The sequence below is a fragment of the Brachybacterium sp. YJGR34 genome (assembly GCF_003347015.1).
In the GTDB taxonomy this organism is placed as follows: Bacteria; Actinomycetota; Actinomycetes; order Actinomycetales; family Dermabacteraceae; genus Brachybacterium.
In genome coordinates this window covers 330151-348792 of record NZ_PNFB01000001.1, presented here as the reverse complement: position 1 = coordinate 348792, position 18642 = coordinate 330151, and the positions used below count along the sequence as shown (strand labels likewise).

Here is an 18642-nt window from a genome sequence, read left to right as displayed (position 1 = left end):
GCCCGGTGGAGTCGCCGAGCTGGTCATACGGTCCCGTCTGAACGGCCGAACGCGACCAGATCACCAGCTCGAGGCCGCCTCGACGCCGGGCCGGCGCGTAGGGCGGCGGTGAGCCCCGGGACGCGGCCGGCTCAGCGCCGGGCGGCGCGGCGCACCAGCCAGGCTCCCGCGGTGAGCAGCACCAGGGCCGCGGCGGCCGGCCCCTCGGCGCCCACTCCGGTACGGGCGAGCTCGCTCGCGTCCTCGGACCCGGTGGTGACGGAGCCGTCGTCGACGACGATGGGCTGCGCGCCGCCCGCCGGGACCTGCACCGTGCCCGCATCATCGGTCCCGGTGCCGCTCCCCTCCTCCGGTGACGGGGCCGCACCGACCGCCGGGGACTCCTCGCCGTCCGGGCCCCTGCCCTGCACCGCCGGGGTCTCCTCGTCACCGGCCGACGGAGCCTCCTTCTCTGCTGCCTCGTCCTGACCGTCGCCCGGTGCGGGCAGCTCACCCGCGGGATCCTCCCCCGCCGGGCTCTCGTCGTCGCCGACCGGGTCCCTGCCTCCCGTGGCCAGCTCCTCGTCCTCCTCCACCGCCGGCGGCCCGCCGTCGTCGGGGATCACTCCCTCCTCGGGATCCGTGGTCTCCTCCTCGCCCGGCGTCGGAGCGATCAGCTCGGCATCGCACGAGGCGTCCAGCAGGCCGATGCCGCGCAGGGCATGGCCGTCGGTGTCGGCGTCGTCGGCGAACCAGGCGCCGCGGACCCCGTCGGTGCAGACCTCGATGGGCTCGAGCGCCACGCCCTCGTTCGCGAGGGAGGCGGGAATGCCGTCGGCCCGGGCGAGGACCTCCGGGGCCTCGGCCCCGGCGTCGAGGTCGTAGCGCACCGACGCGCCGCCCAGGCCCTCGTCGGCGAAGGCCCACAGGGTGTTCGTGGACGGGTCGTGGTCCAGCGCCATCAGGCCGTCCAGCGGGGACTCCAGCGTGGCCAGCAGCGTCGCCTCGCCGCCGGTGTGGAGGGCGAGGGCGTACACGTCGCCGGTGTCCTCGAGGGCGACGAACCCGTAGGCCTCCGCGGCCGGGATCTCGACGCCCAGTCCGGCGAGCGCGTTCGCGGGCACCATCTCGATGCCCTCCGCTCCCCCGTTCGCGCTGGTGGCGGGCAGCAGCGCGGTCAGGTCCCATTCCGAGGACGCCGTGAGGACCTCGCCATCGGCCGAGGGATCGTAGGCGAGCACGGTGCTGCGGGAGGTGCCCTTGGCGTCGTTGTCCCGCTCGGCGGCGACGTAGAGGCGGCCGTCGGCGCCCACGGAGATGCCCTCGCCGTCGGGGGTGCCGGTGTCGTCGGCGAAGCGGGTCGCCTTCCCGCCGGCGGGCCATCCCTCGCTCGCGGCCCAGAGCCCGTCCTCTCCCTCCTGCAGACGGGAGATCTGCCCGGCGTCGTTGTTCACGGCCCACAGCACCCGGTCGCCGTCCGGGAGGATCTGCAGATCCAGGCCCGAGAGATCCTCACCGTGGTCGCTCTCCGCATCGAGCACGACCAGCTCCCCGTCGGTGGGCAGCGGCGTCTCGGCGATCGGCTCCTCGTCGGGACCGCAGTCGTTGGCCTCCCCGGGCGTCGCCGTCGCCGCGACCAGGTGCTCGCCCGCGCACAGCGCGAGCGAGGCCTCCGCGTGCTCGGTCCAGGTCAGCTCCCCGAGCACGGCGCCGGCGGGATCCTGGAGGCGCACGGCGTCCTCGCCGCCCAGGCCGAAGCCCAGCTGGTCCCCGGTGATCAGGAGCAGCTCTCCGGGGGCGAGGACGGTGCCCTCGGGAAGGGTGTGGACGTGGTCGTCCTGAGCGTCGAGGATCCCGTGGCCGGAGAGGTCCACGGCCTCCTCGCCGAGGTTCGCGAGCTCCACGAAGTCGTCCCCGGAGGAGGCGATCTCGTGGATCACCACGTCGCCGCAGGCGTTGGCGGCGCCCTTCGTGGGCAGGTGGCTCATCGAGTGCTCGCCGTCCCCGGTGCCGCACAGCTGCCAGGTCGGGTCCGCGTGGGAGTCCGCCGGCCAGGCGGCGACGTCGGCCTCGACGCCGTTCGGGGCGAACAGCCGGGCCTGGTCGCCCTTGCCCAGACCGAAGGCCATGCCCTCGGCGACGAACCGCTCCCCGGGGGCGAGGACGGTGCCGGCGGGGATCTCGAAGGGGATCTCCGCCGGGATGTCCTTCTCGTCCAGCAGGTACCAGCCGGTGAGGTCCACCGCGACGTCCGAGACGTTGGTGAGCTCGACCCAGTCCTCGCGCGAGGTGACCTCGGTGATCCGGACCCGGTCGGCGTCCTCGTGCTCCTCGGGGGCCGGCGGCGGGACGTATGCGCCGGAGTTCTCGGTGCCCTTGGTGGGCTCCTGCGCGGCGACCACCTCGTCGTCAATCACGATGTAGGTGGTGGACGCGTGCTCGGTCCAGGCGAGCTCGTCGATGACGGTGGTGCCGTCGGCCGCGATCAGCCGCGCCGCATCATCCTTCCCGAGCCCGAAGTCGAAGCCGCCCGCGGCGGCGTCGGCGTGGTCGAGCACCAGCAGCTCGCCGGGGGCGATGACGGTGCCCGCGGGGATGGTCCAGGTCCGGGAGTCGTCGTCCGTGAGGAACCAGCCGGAGAGGTCCACCTCCTCGGCGCCGGTGTTGACCAGCTCCACCCAGTCCTCGCCACCGGCGGGGTCGTCGGACTCGACCTCGGAGATCCGCACGTCGGCGTCCGCGGCGAGGGCGGGGGCCGACGGGGCCAGCACGGCGAGACCGACCAGCGGCAGGGCGAGGACGAACGCCCCGGTGAGAGCTGCCAGGCGGCAGGGGACGGCATCGGGGCGCACGGGGACTCCTGGGGATCGCGGGAGGGACGGGCGCATCACAGCATCGACCGGCGAACAGCCGGGGATCCGGGCATGAACACCAGGTGGCGATCCGGGGCCCGAGGCACGCGGCATGATGGGAGGATGCCCGCCCCGCCTGCCCCGCACCGCTTCGATCTCGCCGCTCTCGGCACCGGCCTGCCCGTCGCCGCCGCCCGCGCGGAGCTCGAGACGGCGGCCGCGACGGGCGCCATGGTGATCACCGCGCCGCCCGGCACCGGCAAGACCACCCTGGTCCCGCCGCTGGTCGCGAACCTCGCCGAAGGGCTCACGCTCGTCACCCAGCCGCGGCGGGTCGCCGTGCGGGCGGCGGCGCGCCGCGTCGCCCAGCTCGACGGCAGCGCGCTGGGCGGGCCGGTGGGCTTCACGGTGCGGGGGCAGCGGGAGGTCGGGTCCGCGACGCGGCTGGAGATGCTCACCCCGGGGGTGCTGCTGCGGCGCCTGCTGCGGGACCCGTCCCTGCCGGGCGTCGGCGCCGTGCTGCTCGACGAGGTCCACGAGCGCTCCCTGGAGACGGACCTGCTGCTGGGGATGCTCGCCGAGGCCCGGCAGCTGCGGGAGGACCTGCTGGTGGGGGCGATGTCCGCGACCCTCGACGCGCATGCCGTGGCCGGTGTGCTGGACGGCGCGGCGATCGTCGAGGTCCCCAGCGCCCTGCACCCGCTGAGCATCTCCCACGCCCCCTCCCCCGCGCCGCGGCTCGACGCGCGCGGGGTGACCCGCGAGTACCTCGACCACCTCGCCCGCACCGCCGCCCGTGCCCAGCGCGAGCACGCCACCGACGCCCTCGTCTTCGTGCCCGGCGCCCGGGAGGTCGACGAGACGGTGGCGCGCCTGCGCTCCCTCGTCGGCGAGGAGGTCGAGGTGCTGCCCCTGCACGGGCGGCTGCCCGCAGCGGAGCAGGACCGCGCCACCGGCGGCCGACGCCCCGGCGAGCGGGCGCGGATCGTGGTCTCGACGGCGCTCGCCGAGAGCTCCCTGACCGTCCCGGGGGTGCATCTCGTGATCGATGCGGGACTGTCCCGGGAGGTGCGGCGGGACCGCGGCCGGGACATGACGGGCCTGGTCACGCTCAGCGCCTCGCGCGCCGCGGCCGAGCAGCGCGCCGGCCGCGCCGCCCGCCAGGGGCCCGGGGCGGCCGTGCGCGTCTACGCCGAGTCCGACCTCGCGGGCATGCCCGCGCAGTCCCCGCCGGAGATCACCGCCGCGGACCTCACCGATGCCGCGCTGTGGCTGGCCTGCTGGGGCACGCCCCGCGGCGAGGGCCTGCCGCTGCTCACGCCACCGCCGCGCACGGAGATCGCCGCGGCGGAGCGGACGCTGCACGCGATGGGTCTGGTGGACTCGGGCGGGCGGCCCACGGCGACCGGCACCGAGGTCGCCGCCCTGCCGATCGGCGTGCGGGAGGCACGGGCGCTGCGGGACGGCGCCGCGCGCCTGCCCGGCCCGGAGGCCGCCCGCGCCGCGGCCGAGGTGGTCGCCGCGATCTCCGACGACCATCGCGCCGTCGGCGCCGATCTCCCCCGTCTGCTGCAGGAGCTGCGCTCCGGCCGGGCCCCGGGCGTCGAGCGCTGGCGGCGGGAGAGCCGACGCCTGACACGGATCGCCCGGGAGGCGCCCGCCGGTCCCCGCCCCGCCCCCGTCGCCGCGCCCGGACCCGCCGAGCAGGCCGGTGCGGTCCTCGCCCTCGCCCGCCCCGAGCGGATCGCGCGGCGCACCGGAGCGGGCTCCCGCTCCTATCTCCTGGCCTCCGGCACCCGCGCCGCGCTCCCCGAGGGCAGCTCCCTGCTGGGCGCGGAGTGGCTCGCGGTCTGGGAGGTGCAGCGCGCGGAGGGCCGTGCGGCCGACGGCACCGGGGCGGTGCTGCGCACCGCGGCCCCGCTCACCGAGGAGGACGCGCTGCTGCTGGGCGGGGGGCTGCTGGTCGAGGAGCGCACGGCCGTGCTCGAGGGCGGGGCGGTGCGGGCACGGCGCCGTCGCGCGCTCGGCGCGATCGAGCTGTCCTCCACGCCGGTCGCCGCCACCGCCCAGGACACGGTGCCCGCGATCCTCGCCCACGTCCGCGACCGCGGCCTGGACGCGCTCTCCCCCACCGAGGGAGCTCGGGAGCTGCGGTCACGCCTCGCCCTGGTCCGTCGCGAGCTCGGCGCGCCATGGCCGGCGATGGACGAGGTCTCCCTGCTGGACGGGCTCGAGACATGGCTCGCCCCGCAGCTCTCGGCGCGCACCACCCGCCTGGAGAGGATCGACGTCGCCGGCGGTCTGCGGCACCTGCTGCCCTGGCCCGAGGCCGCGGAGCTCGACGCACTGGTGCCCGAGCGGCTCGCGGTCCCCTCCGGCGGCAGCGCCCGCATCGCCTATCCCGCGCCGGATGCGGAGGACGGACGGCCGGTGGTCGCGGTCAAGCTGCAGGAGCTGTTCGGGCTGGCCGAGACACCGCGCCTGGTCCGTGGCCGGGTGCCGGTGCTCTTCCACCTGTTGTCCCCGGCCCGTCGGCCCCTCGCCGTCACCGACGATCTGCGCTCCTTCTGGGACGGTCCCTACCGGGAGGTGCGCAAGGAGATGCGCGGGCGCTACCCCAAGCATCCCTGGCCGGAGGATCCGTGGACCGCCCCGGCGACGGCTCGGACCACGCGGGCCGCGCGGCGCTGAGGATCAGCCCCCGGCCGCGGCGGCGGCGCCGCCCGCCGTGGCGGCCGCCATCATCGCCGCGGTCATGTCCTGCACGACCCGCTTCATGGCCGCCGCCGCGGGGTGGTCGATCTCCAGCGCCTGGATCCGCTGATCGAGCTCGCGGCGCGAGAGGCCGGGCAGATCGGTGCGCAGGATGCGGTGGGCGATGCCGAGCGCCCGCAGCAGCTCCATCAGGATCCCGTCCTGCAGGCTCGCGTCCCGAGGGTCGGCGACCGCGAGCGCGACCCGGGAGCGCAGCGCCCGCTCGAGGGTGTCGTCATGGGCGGGCCAGGTGGTGGTGAACCAGCCGTCGCGACGCTGTACGGCGCCCGCGGCCACGAGGCTCTCGCCGATCACCTCGGTGAGATCCATCGAGCGATGGGAGATCACGGACGTCAGGGGCTTGCCGTCGAGCTCGGTGAGCGCACCGAGCGCCTGGTCGAGCACCGGGATGCCGAGCGAGGCGGTGTCCTGCACCTGTACGCGGGGGCGGCGATCGGTGCTCAGCTCCACCTTCTCTCGCAGCGTCAGCTCGGTGACCGCGGCGGCGGCGAGCGCCTGCCGGCGGAACTGGGTCGAGTCCTGCCGGCCGGCATCGTTGGTCAGCAGCAGGAACAGCTCTCCGGGGATCGTCGTGGTGGCCATGGGGGAAGTCTGCCCGGCTCGCCGCCTGCGCGGCACCCCGGAAAGTCCCCTCTCCCCGTCCGACCTTCGTCGATCACGGCCGTAGACTCCCGGGGTGCGCTGCCACCATTTCGACGCCGGGGAGTGCCGCTCCTGCACCCTCCTGGACCTCCCCCGCCCCCGGCAGCTCGCCGCGGGCCGCGAGCGCGTCGAGGCCCTGCTGGATCCGCACCTCGCACCGGGCGTGTCCTGGGACGGGCCGATCGTCGGTGCCGAGGCCGGCTTCCGCGCCCGCGGGAAGATGGCGGTGGGCGGCACCGCGCAGTCCCCCGTCCTCACCCTGCCCGGCCAGGCAGCCGGCGCGGACCTCTGCGACTGCCCGCTGTACCCCGCGGGCGTCGAGGAGGTGCTGGGCGGCGTCCGGGAGCTGATCCGCCGCGCCCAGGTGCCGCCCTACGATGTGGGCCGCCGCCGCGGAGAGATCAAGAACGTGCTGGTCACCACCTCCCCGGAGGGGCAGCATCTGCTGCGCCTGGTGTTGCGCAGCGAGAGCGCGCTGGAGAGGATCCGCGAGCACCTGCCGCGCCTGCTGGACGCGCACCCGTCGGTGGTGGGCGTCAGCGCGAACATCCACCCCGCGCACACCACCGCCGTCGAGGGCGAGCGCGAGATCCCGCTGGCCGGCACCGACGTCCTCCCGGTGCGCACCGGGGACGTGACCCTGCGCTCCCGGCCGCAGTCCTTCCTCCAGACCCACACCGAGGTCGCCGCTCAGCTGTACCGGCAGGGAGCCGCCTGGGCCGCGGCGGCCGTGGAGGGCCTCGGGTCACCGCGGGTGTGGGACCTGTACTGCGGCCTGGGCGGCTTCGCCCTGCACACCGCCCGCGCGCTGCCCGCCGCCCGGCTCACCGGCGTGGAGGTGTCCGCGCAGGCCATCGAGGGTGCCCGCGAGGCCGCGGACGCCGCAGGGATCGACGGAGCCCGATTCCTCGTCGGCGATGCGACCACCTGGGCGATCGAGGAGGCCGGCGGCCCCGACGGCCCTCCGGACCTGGTGATCGTGAACCCGCCGCGCCGCGGCCTCGGCGAGCGACTGGCCTCCTGGATCGAGCGCTCGGGCGTGCCGCACGTGGTCTATTCGAGCTGCAATCCGGCCACGCTCGCCGCCGATCTCGCGGCCATGCCCTCGCTCCGTGTCACGGCGGGGAGGTACGTGGACATGTTCCCCCACACCGAGCACGCCGAGGTCATCGTGCGCCTGTACCGTGAGGCCCCATGAGCGCCTCCCCCACCTCCCAGCTGTCCGACGTCACGCGCACGGTGTCCCCGGCGCGGCCCGGGAACGCCGTCGTCCTCTCCCAGATCTTCCCGGTCCCCGCCGCGGAGCTGTGGGCGGCCCTCACCACGGCGGACCGCCTGGCCCGCTGGTTCGGCCGCGCGAGCGGCGAGCTGGCCGAGGGCGGCCGCTACGAGCTGCCGGACATGGAGACCACCGGCACCGTGACCGCGCTCGAGGACGCCCGGCGCCTGCAGCTGACCTGGGAATCCGCCGGCTCCCGGAGTGTGATGGAGCTGCTGCTCGAGCCCGCCGAGGAGACCGGCGCCACGCGCCTCACCCTCCGCCACGAGGTGCCCGCGGACGCCCACTGGGCGGCCTTCGGCCCGGCGGCGACGGGCTGCGGCTGGGACGCCGCGCTCTACGGCCTCGCCCTCCATCTCGAGGACCCGTCGGCCGACGTCCTCGCGCAGCTCGGCCCCTTCGCCATCTCCCCCGAGGGCGCCGAGTTCACCCGCGCCACGGCCGATGCCTGGTGCACGGCGCACGTCGCCTCCGGTGCGGACCGCAAGCCCGCCCGCAAGGCCTCGGTGCGGACCGCCGCGTTCTACCTCGGCGAGGAGCCCGACCTGTCGTGAGCGGCGTCGTCACCGTGCTGTCGCTGGGCGGCACGATCTTCATGACCCAGGACGCCGCGGGACAGCGGGCGGCTCCCGACGACGACGCCGGCGCCCGCCTGCTCGCCGCGGCCCTCGGGGGTACGCCGATCGCGTCCCGCGCGCTCGCGAACACCTCTTCCTCCGACATCCGCCCCCACCACCTGCGCGACGCGCTCGAGGCCGCCCGCCGCGCGGTCGACGAGGGCGCTCCCGGCGTGGTCCTCACCCATGGCACCGACACCCTCGAGGAGTCCGCCTTCCTGCTGGACCGCTACTGGGACCGGGAGGAGCCGCTCGTGGTCACCGGCGCGATGCGCCCGGCGAGCGAGCTCGGGGCCGACGGTCCGGCGAACCTCCGCGACGCGGTCCGCACGGCGCGTGCGCCCTCGGCCCGAGGGCTGGGGGTGCTCGTCGTCCTCGACGGCCACGCGCACCGCGCCGGCGAGGTCGCGAAGGTCTCCTCACGGTCCGTCGCGGCCTTCGCCTCCGCGCCGTCGGGCCCGCTCGCGATCGTCGAGGCGCAGGACCTCCGCCTGCTGCACCGGCCGCTCCCCCGTCCCGCCCCGCTGCCGGGTGCCCCGGCGGCCGCGCTCCCCCGGGTGCCGCTGCTCACCGCCGGGATGGACGAGGACCTCTCGCTGCTGGACCACCTGCCGCCGGGTGAGCGCATCGGCCTGGTCGTCGCCGGGGTGGGGATGGGGCACGTCTCCCCCGCCGCGATGCCGCGCCTGCGCCGGCTGATCGACGAGGGCACCCCCGTGGTGGTCGCGACCCGCATCCCCTCCGGCGGCACCTCCACCCACCACTACGCCTATCCGGGCAGCGAGGTGGACCTGCTGGAGTCCGGCGCCGTCATGGCCGGGCTGCTGCCGCCGGCCAAGTCGCGCCTGCTGCTGCAGGCCCTGCTCGCCGACGGCGCGGGAAGGGAGCGGATCCGCGCGGCCTTCGCGGACTACGCCTCCTGAGCCGCGGGCTCCGCGAGCAGCGGGGCGAGGTGCGCGGGATCGGCGAGCACGTCGAGTCCCGTGAGCAGCCCGTCCCGCCACCGGGGCAGGTACACGGCACGGACCGCACCACCGGGGACGTAGGCGGCCACGGGCACCCCGTCCCGCAGCCGCATCGGCGCCGCGAGCGCCGCCCGTCCGGCGAAGGCCCGGGCCACGGCGTCGCGTCCGCGCATCCGATCCTCGATCAGCGGTGCGCCGTGCTCGGCCCCGGCGGCGGTGAGCGCCAGCGCGGCCTCGTCGCCGCGCACCTCGATCTCGGGGTCCAGCAGCTGCAGCAGGGCGCCGAAGTCGCCCTCGCGGGAGGCGGCGAGGAACGCCTCGATCGCTCCCTCCCGCTGCGCGCGGGCTGCCGCGACGTCGACCGTGCGCAGCCGAGAACGCGCGCGGGAGGCGAGCTGCCGGGTCGCCGTGGGGCTGCGCTCGAGCATGGGCGCGATCTCGTCGAAGGGCAGGGCGAAGACGTCGTGCAGCACCAGCGCGAGCCGCTCGCGGGGCCCCAGCCGCTCCAGCATCACCGACAGCGCGAGTCCCAGCTCCTCGTGCCGCAGCGCCTGGTCGTCGGGGCCCTCGGCGGCGTCCTCGGGATCCGGGACCTCCTCGAGCGGGGCGTCCTCGTGCCGGCGCTCCCGCTGGCGGATCAGGTCGATGCAGACCCGGGAGACGACCGTGGTCAGCCACGCCTGGAGGTTCCCGATCACGGCGGCATCGGCACGGTGCAGACGCAGCCAGGTCTCCTGGACGGCGTCGTCGGCCGCCCAGGGTGAGCCGAGCGCGCGCTGAGCGATCGCGGTCAGGCGGGGGCGGTGCTCGTCGAAGCGCGCGGCGAGCTCCTCGAGCCTGCTCCCGTGGTCGGGCCCGTCGGCCGTCATCGGATCCTCCCCGTCCTCGCTGTCACACCCGGGCGCCCGCGGACGACTGAGGGGCAGGACGGTGCAGCCGCCCCGTCCCCGCATCCACACCGAGGAGCCGTCATGAGCCTACGTCCGCACTCCCTCGTCGACCAGCTGCGCACCGCCGTCCGCGGCCCCGTCCACGCTCCCGGCGACCCGGGCTTCGCGGTCGTCCACCGCCCCTGGAACCTCGCCGTCGCCCAGGACGTCCCCGCCGTCGTCGAGGCGAGGGACGCCGAGGACGTCCGCGCCGTCCTCACTCTCGCGGCGCGGCACCGTGTGCCGGTCGCCGCCCAGCCCACGGGGCACGGGGCCAGCGGTCGCGCCGCCGGAGCGATCCTGCTGCGCACGGGCCGCCTGGACGAGATCACGATCGATCCGCACCGCCGCGTCGCCCGGATCGGCGCCGGGGTCCTCTCCGGCGCGCTGCAGCGGGCCGCCGCCGTGCACGGCCTGACCGGCCTGCCCGGGAGCTCGCCGGTGGTGAGCGTCGCCGGGGTGGTGCTCGGCGGCGGGCTGAGCTGGTTCGGCCGCGCGCTGGGCTGGGCGGCGGACAGCCTGCTGGCCGCCGAGGTGGTCACGGCCGACGGCGCCCTGCGCCGCGTGGACCCGGACTCCGATCCCGAGCTGCTCTGGGCGCTGCGCGGCGGCGGGGGCGATCTGGCGGTGCTCACCGCGCTCGAGCTGCGCCTCCATCCCGCCCCGGCCGTGGTGGGCGGGCGCATGCTGTGGCCGGCCGAGCACGCCCGCGAGGTCGCCGCCGCCTTCGAGGAGATCACCGCCGCCGCCCCCGACCAGCTGACCACCTGGTTCTCACTGCTGACCCCGCCCGGCGGCGCGCCGCTCGTGGCGCTGGACGCGGCGTACCTCGGGCAAGAGGCGGAGGCGCGGGAGCTGCTCGCCCCGGCCGACCTCCTGCCGGCACCGCTGTCGGACACACGCGCGCCGATGAGCACCGCGGAGATGGGGACCATCACCGGTGAGCCCACCGACCCGACCCCCGGCGCCTCCCGCGCCGAGCTGCTCGGCGGAGTCGACGCCGCCGCGCTCGAAGCTCTGCTCGCCGCGCCGATCGCGCCGCTGCTCACGGCGCAGATCCGGCATCTCGGCGGGGCCTTCGCCCACCCGAGCGACAGCCCGCACGGCCCGCTGCTCGAGCCCTTCGTGCTCTACGCCTTCGGCCTGGCCCCCACCCCGGAGGCACAGGAGGCCGTGGTGCGCCGGCAGGCCGAGCTGGTCGCGCCGCTCCCCCTCACGGGGCGTGCGCCCCTGGTCTTCCTCGACCCGAGCAAGCGGATCGAGGACGCGCTGCCGCCCCGGTCCGTGGCGCGCCTGCGGGCGCTGAAGGAGCACTGGGATCCGGCGGACCGGGTCCGGGGGAACGTCGCGATCAGCGGCTGAGCCCCGGCGGGGTCAGACCTCGGCGCGCAGGATCTGCGTGACCGGGGTCCCGTCCGCCTCCGGGAACTCGAGCCCCAGCAGATGCGCGAAGGTCGCGGCCTCGTCGGTGACGGTGCAGCGCGTGATGCGCACCCCGGGCTCGATGTCCGGGCCGGTCATCGCGAACACGGCCTGGATGTCCTGCTCGGGCAGGTGGCCGTGCTGGGAGAGCAGGAAGGTGTAGTCCGGATCGAAGCGGCCGTACAGCGCACGCCCCTCCCAGGTGTTCTGGAAGTTCGTGCCGCTGGTGCCCTCGAGCACCCCGAGGAAGGGACCGGAGTAGCCGTAGCCCTCGCGCATGCTCTCCAGCGGGTGGAAGGCCTGGACGGGGATCCCGGGATCGGCGACCCACTCCTCCACCAGGGACAGCACCCGCTGCCGCACCTCCTCCCCGGCCTCCGGGTGCAGGTGCAGCTGGCCGGTGAGCCCGCAGCCGTGCACCCAGGCGTCGAAGGAGCTGACCTCGCCGGCCTCGTCGAGCTGCACCAGCCCCTCCTGGGCGAGGACGTGGTTGGCGCGGAAGCAGCGCCCCACCTCGACGTGCCCGTGGTCGGAGACGATCGCGACGTTGGTGTCCTCCGCGGTCCCGGCCTCCTCGAGGGCGGCGAGGATCTCCCCGATCCAGCCGTCGACCCGCTCGAAGGCCTCCCGCACCTGGGGCGTGAAGCGGCCGGTGGTGTGGCGGGCGGAGTCCACGTCCACGATGTGCACGAACATGACCTCCGGCGCGTCGGTGCGCAGGATGTCCGCCGCGACGGCGGTGTTGAAGCGGCCGAAGCGGTGCTTGCGGTCCCAGCCGATCTCCCCCGCGTGCCGCTCCGCGTACACCCGGCCGCGCGGGCTCGAGGCCGCGCGCAGCCGCTCGCGGGTGGGCTCGAGCCCGGCACGGTCCCAGATCTCGGGGACCGCGATGTCGATCGACGGCGACCACCCGGTCACCGGCCAGCCGACGCTCGCCGAGGTCAGACCCGCCTCACGGGCGAGGTCGAAGATCGTGGGGCAGGTGATGTCCCGGGCGTCCCAGAACCAGTCCGGCGTCCGCACCCCGGGGCTGACCTTCTCGTTCGCGTAGATCCCGTGGCCGGCGGCGGTGCGCGCGGTGGTCTGCGCGGTGTGATTGGGGTAGGTCACCGTCGGGTAGATCGCCTCCGCACTGCCCCAGGCACCGGAGAGGATCCGCGCGAAGTGGGGCAGGGTGCGGGCGAAGGGCACGTCCACGACGCTCATGGCGTCGATGGACAGCACCAGCAGGCGGCGGCGCGCGGCGGCGTCGGTCACGGAGGACTCCTCGGGTGGGCGTGGTGTGGAAGCGCTCCCACGCTAGGGAGCCCGTGCCACGAGCCGGGGACGAGGGGATGACCGACCGACGAACAGCGCGCGGCGTGCTGTTCATCGTCCGGTCGGCGCCCTCTCAGGCGGTGTCCACTGCCTGATCTCCTACCGGCTCGTCCCTCGCCAGCACGTCGATCAGGCGGCGCGGCAGAGGCAGAAGGGGTGACCGGCCGGGTCGAGGTAGACCCGGAAGCTGCCCGAGGCGGAGGGTTGGTGCTCGTGGACCACGGCGCCGAGGGCGAGGGCACGGGGCTCCGCCCCGTCGATGTCCGAGACGGCGAGGTCGAGGTGGAACTGCTGCGGGTGCGCGCCGGCGGGCCAGGTGGGCGCCCGGTAGTCGTCGATGCGCTGGAAGGCGAGGGTGGCCTCGCCCTCGGGGTTCTCGGGGGTGTGCCCGCCGCGCGGCGGGACCAGCTGCGCCCAGTCGGCGTCGCTGCCCTCCTCCACGCGCCAGGTCAGCAGCTTCGCGTAGAAGGTCGCGAGAGCGAGGGCATCGGGGCAGTCCAGGACGATGAGATCGAGAGTGGGGATGACGGGGTCCAGCTCCGTGGTGTCCATGGGGCCACGGTAGGAGTCCTGCGTCACAGAGGGAAGAGGCGCGCCGTGCGGTCCCTCGCGCCGTCGACGCCTCGGCGCGCGGACCCCGCGGCGCCTTCGGCGCCCGTCCTTCACGATCACTGTCGGAATGCGGCCAGGCAGGCCCCTATACGCCCCGCCTGTCCATATTCCGACAGTGATCGTCATCGACACGCCCTCGCCCAGCCCGGACTCGCGACCCACTCCGGCTTCGCCCGGGGCGAAGCGGGCGGGCATCGGCCGCGCCGCGGTGACAGACTGGAGGGGCACGCCGCGCGCCCCGACCGTCGAGAGGTGAACCGATGACCATTCCTGCTGACCCGAGCCCTGCCCTGCAGGAGTACGCCCATCCCGAGAAGCTCGTGACCACGCAGTGGCTCGAGGACCACCTCGGCACCGACGGCCTGGTCGTCGTCGAGTCCGACGAGGACGTGCTGCTCTACGAGACCGGCCACATCCCCGGGGCGGTGAAGATCGACTGGCACCTGGACCTCAACGATCCCGTCACCCGCGACTACGTCGACGGCGAGGGCTTCGCCCGCCTCATGGACGCCTCCGGCATCACGCCCGAGACCACCGTGGTGCTTTACGGCGACAAGTCCAACTGGTGGGCCGCCTACGCCCTGTGGGTCTTCGCGCTGTTCGGCCACGCCGATGTGCGCCTGCTCGACGGCGGCCGCGCCGCGTGGCAGGCCGAGGGCCGCGCGATGACCACCGCGGACGCGGGCCGCCCGACCCCCACCAGCGGATACCCCGTGATCGCCCGCGAGGACGCCCCGCTGCGCGCCTTCCGCGAGGATGTGCTGACCACCCTGGGCGGGCCTCTGATCGACGTGCGCTCCCCGCAGGAGTACTCCGGCGAGCGCACCCACATGCCGGACTACCCCCAGGAGGGAACCATCCGCGGCGGGCACATCCCCACCGCCCGCTCCGTCCCCTGGGCGCGCGCCGCCGCCGAGGACGGCCGCTTCCGCTCCCGTGCGGAGCTGGAGGCGATCTACCGCGAGGAGCTCGGCTTCGAGGCCGCCGAGCCGACCATCGTGTACTGCCGCATCGGCGAGCGCTCCGCCCACACCTGGTTCGTGCTCACCCACCTGCTGGGCTTCGAGAACGTGCGCAACTACGACGGCTCCTGGACCGAGTGGGGCAACGGCGTGCGCCTGCCGATCGCCGTGGGCACCGAGCCCGGCGAGGTCCCCGCCCGATGAGCGAGGAGACCGCACTGCCTCCGGCGTTCACCGAGATCGCCGAGGACTTCCACGCCCTGGGGGGACGGGACCGTCTCCAGCTGCTGCTGGAGTTCTCCCAGTCCCTGCCCGAGCTCCCGGAGCGCTACGCGGAGCACCCCGAGCTGCTCGAGCCGGTGCCCGAGTGCCAGTCGCCGATCTTCCTGATCACCGAGGTGGACGGCGAGGGCCGCGGGGCGACGGCGCGTCTGTTCTTCTCCGCGCCGCAGGAGGCGCCGACCACCCGCGGCTTCGCCGCGATCCTCGCCGAGGCCCTCGACGGCCGCACCGTCGGCGAGGTGCTCGAGACCCCGGAGTCCGTGACGGGATCCCTGGGCCTCGCCGAGGTGGTCAGCCCGCTGCGCCTGAACGGCATGGCCGGCATGCTCGTGCGCATCAAGCGCCAGCTCGCGGCGAAGGCCGGGCTCTGACCGGTCCTCAGGACGGCGGCGGGGTGCGCGGGGCCGAGGACCCCGAGCCGCCGGACCGCCCCTCGCCCTCCCGGTGGCCGTACTTCCCGTAGGCCTTCCCCGCGCCGGAGCGCAGCACGCTGAAGGCCGCCCGACCGGCCTCGGACTGGGCGAAGTCGAAGGCGGCCTGGGCGCGCTGGGAGAAGCCCGCCCGGTCCGCCTCGGTGGCGTCACGGTCCGTCGGCCCGCCCTGGGGCGAGGCGCCCTCCGGCTCCGGCGACTCCCCGCGGCCGATCCGCGCATGGCGCTCGCGGGCGGCCCGGAGCTCGAGGGGCACCCGCACCTGCCGCACCAGCGTCGTGCGGACGTCCTCGCGGATGATCTCCGCCTGCTGCTCGAGGAAGCGCTCGAGGTCCCCCGCGCTCTGCTCCAGCGCCTCGATCTCCTCCGGCGCATCGAGCGCGTCCAGGGCGTAGGCCCGCCCCAGCAGGAAGGAGGCCAGATCCGCGGCGACCTCGGGCGAGAGACCGTAGGCGTCCGAGGAGCTGCGCGCCCGGCGCAGATCCGCGGCGTCGTCCCGCTCCAGGGTGCTGGGGGCGATCACCACGGCGCTCAGCACGTCCTCGACGAAGGCCTGGAAGCTCGCCTCCCCGGGGACGTCCGCGCGGCGCAGCGCGGTGCGCCCGGAGTCCTCCGGCAGCCGCACCTGCTCGATGCCCTCGCGGGCGAACTCGTCCTGCGCGGCGCGGCGCATGAGCCGCCGGGCGGCGCGCAGCAGGTGACCGGCATCGGCGTCGCGCGGGATCTCCGGCGCGACCGCGCGGGCGTCGGACACCACCCTCGACCGAGCGGTCGCCGCGGCCGAGCGGCGGCGGGCGAGAGCGGGAACGGACGCGATCTGCTCCCGGAGCGTGGCGATCGGCTTCATGGTCCTGCCTCCTGCGGGGTGGGCGACCCCTCCATCGTACGGACGAGCGGGCCGCGGGACCCTTCCGGTCCGGACGGAGAAGTGCAAGCATCGGGGCACGACCGATCTCAGGAGGAGAAGACATGGCCGACCTCGCCTACACCATCCCCGGACTCGGCGCCGACGACTCCCGCCGCCTCGTCGAGGCGCTGCAGGAGCGTCTGCACGCGATGAACGACCTCCAGCTCACCCTCAAGCACGCTCATTGGAACGTCACCGGCCCGCGCTTCATCGCGGTCCACGAGATGCTCGACCCGCAGGTCGAGGAGGTCCGCGGCGACGCCGACGACCTCGCCGAGCGGATCGCGCAGCTCGGCGGCTCGCCCGTGGGCACCCCCGGTCGGCTCGTCGCCGAGCGCGGCTGGCAGGACTACGACCTGGGCAAGGCCGATACCCAGGATCATCTGCGCGCCCTCGATCAGGTCTACGACGGCGTGATCGCCTCGAACCGCAAGGCGATCACCCTCGCCGGCGAGCTGGATCCGCTCACCGAGGACATCCTCATCGAGCAGACCCGCGGTCTCGAGAAGTTCCAGTGGTTCATGCGCGCGCATCTCGAGGGTTCCTCGTCCTGACCTGCCTCTCCGGGGCCGGGGTACGGTGAGGGCCGCCGACCCACCAGGAGGACCCCGCATGCCCGTCGCCGCCCCCACCGCCGAGGAGCTCGCCCTGCTGCAGGACGAGGCGGTGCGCTTCACGCGCGAGCTGATCCGCATCGACACCACGAACTTCGGCGGCAACGATCCCGCCACCTGGGGCCGCGGGGAGACGGAGGCGGCCCAGTACGTGGTGGCACGGCTGCAGGAGGTGGGCCTCTCGCCGCAGGTGATCGAGTCCGCCCCGGGCCGCCCCAGCGTCCTGGCCCGGATCCCCGGGGCGGATCGCGAGCGCGGCGGCCTCATCCTCCACGGCCACCTCGACGTGGTCCCCGCCCGCGCCGAGGACTGGTCCGTGGACCCCTTCGGCGCGGAGATCATCGACGGGATGATCCACGGGCGCGGCGCCGTGGACATGAAGGACATGGTGGGGATGATCCTGGCGCTCGCCCGGCATCTCGCCCGGACCGGCCAGGTCCCGCCGCGGGACCTGCTGTTCGGCTTCTTCGCCGACGAGGAGAACGGCAGCGTGTGGGGCGCCCAGTGGATCGTCGAGCACCATCCGGAGGTCTTCGACGGGTTCACCGAGGCGATCAGCGAGGTGGGCGGCTACTCGATCACGCTGCCGGAGAAGGACACCGGCGAGGACGTGCGCGCCTATCTCGTCCAGACCGCGGAGAAGGGCCTGGCCTGGGGCCGGCTGCGCGCCACCGGCCGCGCCGGGCACGGCTCAGTGCCCAACGACGAGAACGCCATCGTGCGCCTGGCCCGCGCGATCACCGCGATCGACGAGCACGACTTCCCCACCGAGTACATCGCCAGCGTGCGCGCCCTGTTCGACGGCATCACCGAGATCACCGGGCAGGGCTGGGACGAGGAGGACATCGCGTCCTTCCTGCCGCTCGCCGGCGGCGCCCGCCACTTCGTGGCCGGGACCCTGCGCGACTCCGCGAACCTGACCATGCTCGACGGCGGCTACAAGGTCAACGTCATCCCCCAGACCGCGGAGGCCGGCTTCGACTGCCGCTTCCTCCCGGGCCACCAGGACGCGCTGCTCGCCCTGCTGGACGAGCTCAGCGGCGAGCAGGTCGAGGTGATCGTCGACCACCTCGGCGTCTCGGTGGACTCCCCGCGCGAGGGGGCGCTGGTCGACGCCATGACCGGGGCGATCGAGGCGGAGGACCCGGGCGCCCGCGTGCTCCCCTACTGCCTCAGCGCCGGCACCGACAACAAGCCCCTCAGCAGCCTGGGCATCTCCGGCTACGGCTTCGCCCCGCTGCAGCTGCCCGCCGATCTCGACTTCGCGCCGCTCTTCCACGGGGTGGACGAGCGGGTGCCCGTCGAGGCGGTCCGCTTCGGGGCCCGGGTCCTGCTGCGCCTGGTGGGCAGCTGCTGAACGGCGGGGACGACCGACCGGTCAGCCGTCGGTCCTGAGTGCCCGGCTGGCCTCCATCAGCTGCGCGACGTCCAAGGGATCCTCCGGGTCCAGGCCCGTGTACCAGGGCGGGGCGGTCTCGAGCATCGAGCGCAGCAGCGGCGTCGCGTCCAGGGCCTGCCCGTCGCGCGCGGCCTGCTCGGTCTCCCTCAGCCAGTGGTCGATCAGGGCCAGCTCTCCGCCGGTGATCCAGCGCGCGGCCGCCGGGCGGTCCAGGTGCGCGGGCATCGCCTCGCCGATCGCGGACAGCGCCTGGGCATGGAGGTCCGTGAGGGTGTCCACGAGGGTCATGTAGGTGCGGTGCGAGAACTTCCAGTCCTGGGCGCCGCGCAGGAAGGCGTGGTGCTGCTCGACGTACGCGACCATCGCCCCGAAGCCGAAGCGGATCATCTCCGGCGTGCTCTGCCCCTGCTCGTTCGCCTCCCGGCTCTGCACGTGCACGGCGTCGAACAGTCGCTGGAACATCGCCCCGGCCAGCTCGTCGAGGCCGGAGAAGTGGGTGTAGAACGCCGCCCGGCTCACCCCCGCGCGCTGGGCGAGGGCGTGGACCGTCACCTCGCCGTCGGAAGCGCTCAGCTCACGGGCGGCGGCGAAGATCGCCGCCCGAGTCCTCGCGGGGCGCGGGTCCGGGGCACGGTGCGACGTCGTAGACATTGCGCCA

Annotated in this window: 16 protein-coding genes; 9 read left to right on the top strand and 7 right to left on the bottom strand. The window is 75.0% G+C overall.

Translation table 11 applies throughout. The annotated features are described in order from the left end of the window. Positions 1-131: 131 nt before the first annotated feature. Positions 132-2831, bottom strand: coding sequence for a lamin tail domain-containing protein (locus tag CXH06_RS01485; protein WP_198683985.1), 2700 nt, complete (start codon positions 2829-2831; stop codon positions 132-134). A 123-nt stretch (positions 2832-2954) separates the two neighbouring features. Between CXH06_RS01485 and hrpB the strand changes: the two genes are divergently transcribed. Continuing rightward, positions 2955-5522 carry an ATP-dependent helicase HrpB gene (gene hrpB / locus CXH06_RS01480; protein WP_114853368.1) on the top strand — a complete coding sequence of 856 codons (2568 nt, stop codon included), beginning with the start codon at positions 2955-2957 and terminating at the stop codon, positions 5520-5522. 3 nt (positions 5523-5525) lie between these two features. On the opposite strand, the gene CXH06_RS01475 is transcribed toward hrpB, so the two are convergent. Further along, the gene (locus CXH06_RS01475; protein ID WP_114853367.1) at positions 5526-6188 is read right to left on the bottom strand and encodes a GPP34 family phosphoprotein; all 663 of its coding nucleotides are present in this window, start codon (positions 6186-6188) and stop codon (positions 5526-5528) included. Positions 6189-6282: 94 nt separating this feature from the next. On the opposite strand from CXH06_RS01475, the gene CXH06_RS01470 reads away from it, so the two are divergent. From CXH06_RS01470 to CXH06_RS01460, 3 genes are read left to right on the top strand one after another with little or no spacing between them, the layout of a single operon-like run. Next, positions 6283-7446: a methyltransferase domain-containing protein gene (locus CXH06_RS01470; RefSeq protein ID WP_114853366.1), complete on the top strand. Its 1164-nt coding sequence runs from the start codon at positions 6283-6285 to the stop codon at positions 7444-7446. Beyond that, positions 7443-8081 carry an SRPBCC domain-containing protein gene (locus CXH06_RS01465; protein WP_114853365.1) on the top strand — a complete coding sequence of 213 codons (639 nt, stop codon included), beginning with the start codon at positions 7443-7445 and terminating at the stop codon, positions 8079-8081. The genes CXH06_RS01470 and CXH06_RS01465 overlap by 4 nt, the downstream gene beginning before the upstream one ends. Continuing rightward, positions 8078-9067, top strand: coding sequence for an asparaginase (locus CXH06_RS01460; RefSeq protein WP_114853364.1), 990 nt, complete (start codon positions 8078-8080; stop codon positions 9065-9067). Before CXH06_RS01465 ends, CXH06_RS01460 begins: the two co-directional genes overlap by 4 nt. On the opposite strand, the gene CXH06_RS01455 is transcribed toward CXH06_RS01460, so the two are convergent. Beyond that, positions 9055-9978: a sigma-70 family RNA polymerase sigma factor gene (locus CXH06_RS01455; RefSeq protein ID WP_114853363.1), complete on the bottom strand. Its 924-nt coding sequence runs from the start codon at positions 9976-9978 to the stop codon at positions 9055-9057. The genes CXH06_RS01460 and CXH06_RS01455 overlap by 13 nt on opposite strands. Positions 9979-10080: 102 nt before the next feature. Here CXH06_RS01455 and CXH06_RS01450 point away from each other — a divergent pair, with 102 nt between their 5' ends. Then, on the top strand, positions 10081-11400 hold the full coding sequence (locus tag CXH06_RS01450) for an FAD-binding oxidoreductase (RefSeq protein WP_114853362.1): 1320 nt from the start codon (positions 10081-10083) through the stop codon (positions 11398-11400). A gap of 12 nt (positions 11401-11412) precedes the next feature. Here the strand turns inward: CXH06_RS01450 and CXH06_RS01445 are convergent, their stop codons facing one another. Both CXH06_RS01445 and CXH06_RS01440 read right to left on the bottom strand, forming a co-directional pair. Then, complete coding sequence (locus tag CXH06_RS01445; RefSeq protein ID WP_114853361.1) at positions 11413-12717, bottom strand: alkaline phosphatase family protein; 1305 nt, start codon at positions 12715-12717, stop codon at positions 11413-11415. A 189-nt stretch (positions 12718-12906) separates the two neighbouring features. Then, positions 12907-13329 (bottom strand): VOC family protein, encoded by a 423-nt coding sequence (locus CXH06_RS01440; RefSeq protein WP_114853360.1) that lies wholly within the window; start codon positions 13327-13329, stop codon positions 12907-12909. A 320-nt stretch (positions 13330-13649) separates the two neighbouring features. Here CXH06_RS01440 and CXH06_RS01435 point away from each other — a divergent pair, with 320 nt between their 5' ends. Continuing rightward, the gene (locus CXH06_RS01435) at positions 13650-14555 is read left to right on the top strand and encodes a sulfurtransferase (RefSeq protein WP_114853359.1); all 906 of its coding nucleotides are present in this window, start codon (positions 13650-13652) and stop codon (positions 14553-14555) included. Then, positions 14552-15004: a SufE family protein gene (locus tag CXH06_RS01430; protein WP_114853358.1), complete on the top strand. Its 453-nt coding sequence runs from the start codon at positions 14552-14554 to the stop codon at positions 15002-15004. Before CXH06_RS01435 ends, CXH06_RS01430 begins: the two co-directional genes overlap by 4 nt. Before the next feature lie 7 nt (positions 15005-15011). Here CXH06_RS01430 and CXH06_RS01425 read toward each other — a convergent pair whose 3' ends face one another. Beyond that, positions 15012-15911, bottom strand: coding sequence for a hypothetical protein (locus CXH06_RS01425; RefSeq protein ID WP_198683984.1), 900 nt, complete (start codon positions 15909-15911; stop codon positions 15012-15014). Between the two features lie 122 nt (positions 15912-16033). On the opposite strand from CXH06_RS01425, the gene dps reads away from it, so the two are divergent. Then, positions 16034-16525, top strand: a complete 492-nt coding sequence (gene dps / locus CXH06_RS01420; protein WP_114853357.1) for a DNA starvation/stationary phase protection protein Dps — start codon at positions 16034-16036, stop codon at positions 16523-16525. A 58-nt stretch (positions 16526-16583) separates the two neighbouring features. Beyond that, the gene (locus tag CXH06_RS01415; protein ID WP_114853356.1) at positions 16584-17942 is read left to right on the top strand and encodes a M20/M25/M40 family metallo-hydrolase; all 1359 of its coding nucleotides are present in this window, start codon (positions 16584-16586) and stop codon (positions 17940-17942) included. Positions 17943-17963: 21 nt separating this feature from the next. On the opposite strand, the gene CXH06_RS01410 is transcribed toward CXH06_RS01415, so the two are convergent. Then, positions 17964-18635: a TetR/AcrR family transcriptional regulator gene (locus CXH06_RS01410; RefSeq protein ID WP_232820141.1), complete on the bottom strand. Its 672-nt coding sequence runs from the start codon at positions 18633-18635 to the stop codon at positions 17964-17966. Positions 18636-18642 lie beyond the last annotated feature (7 nt).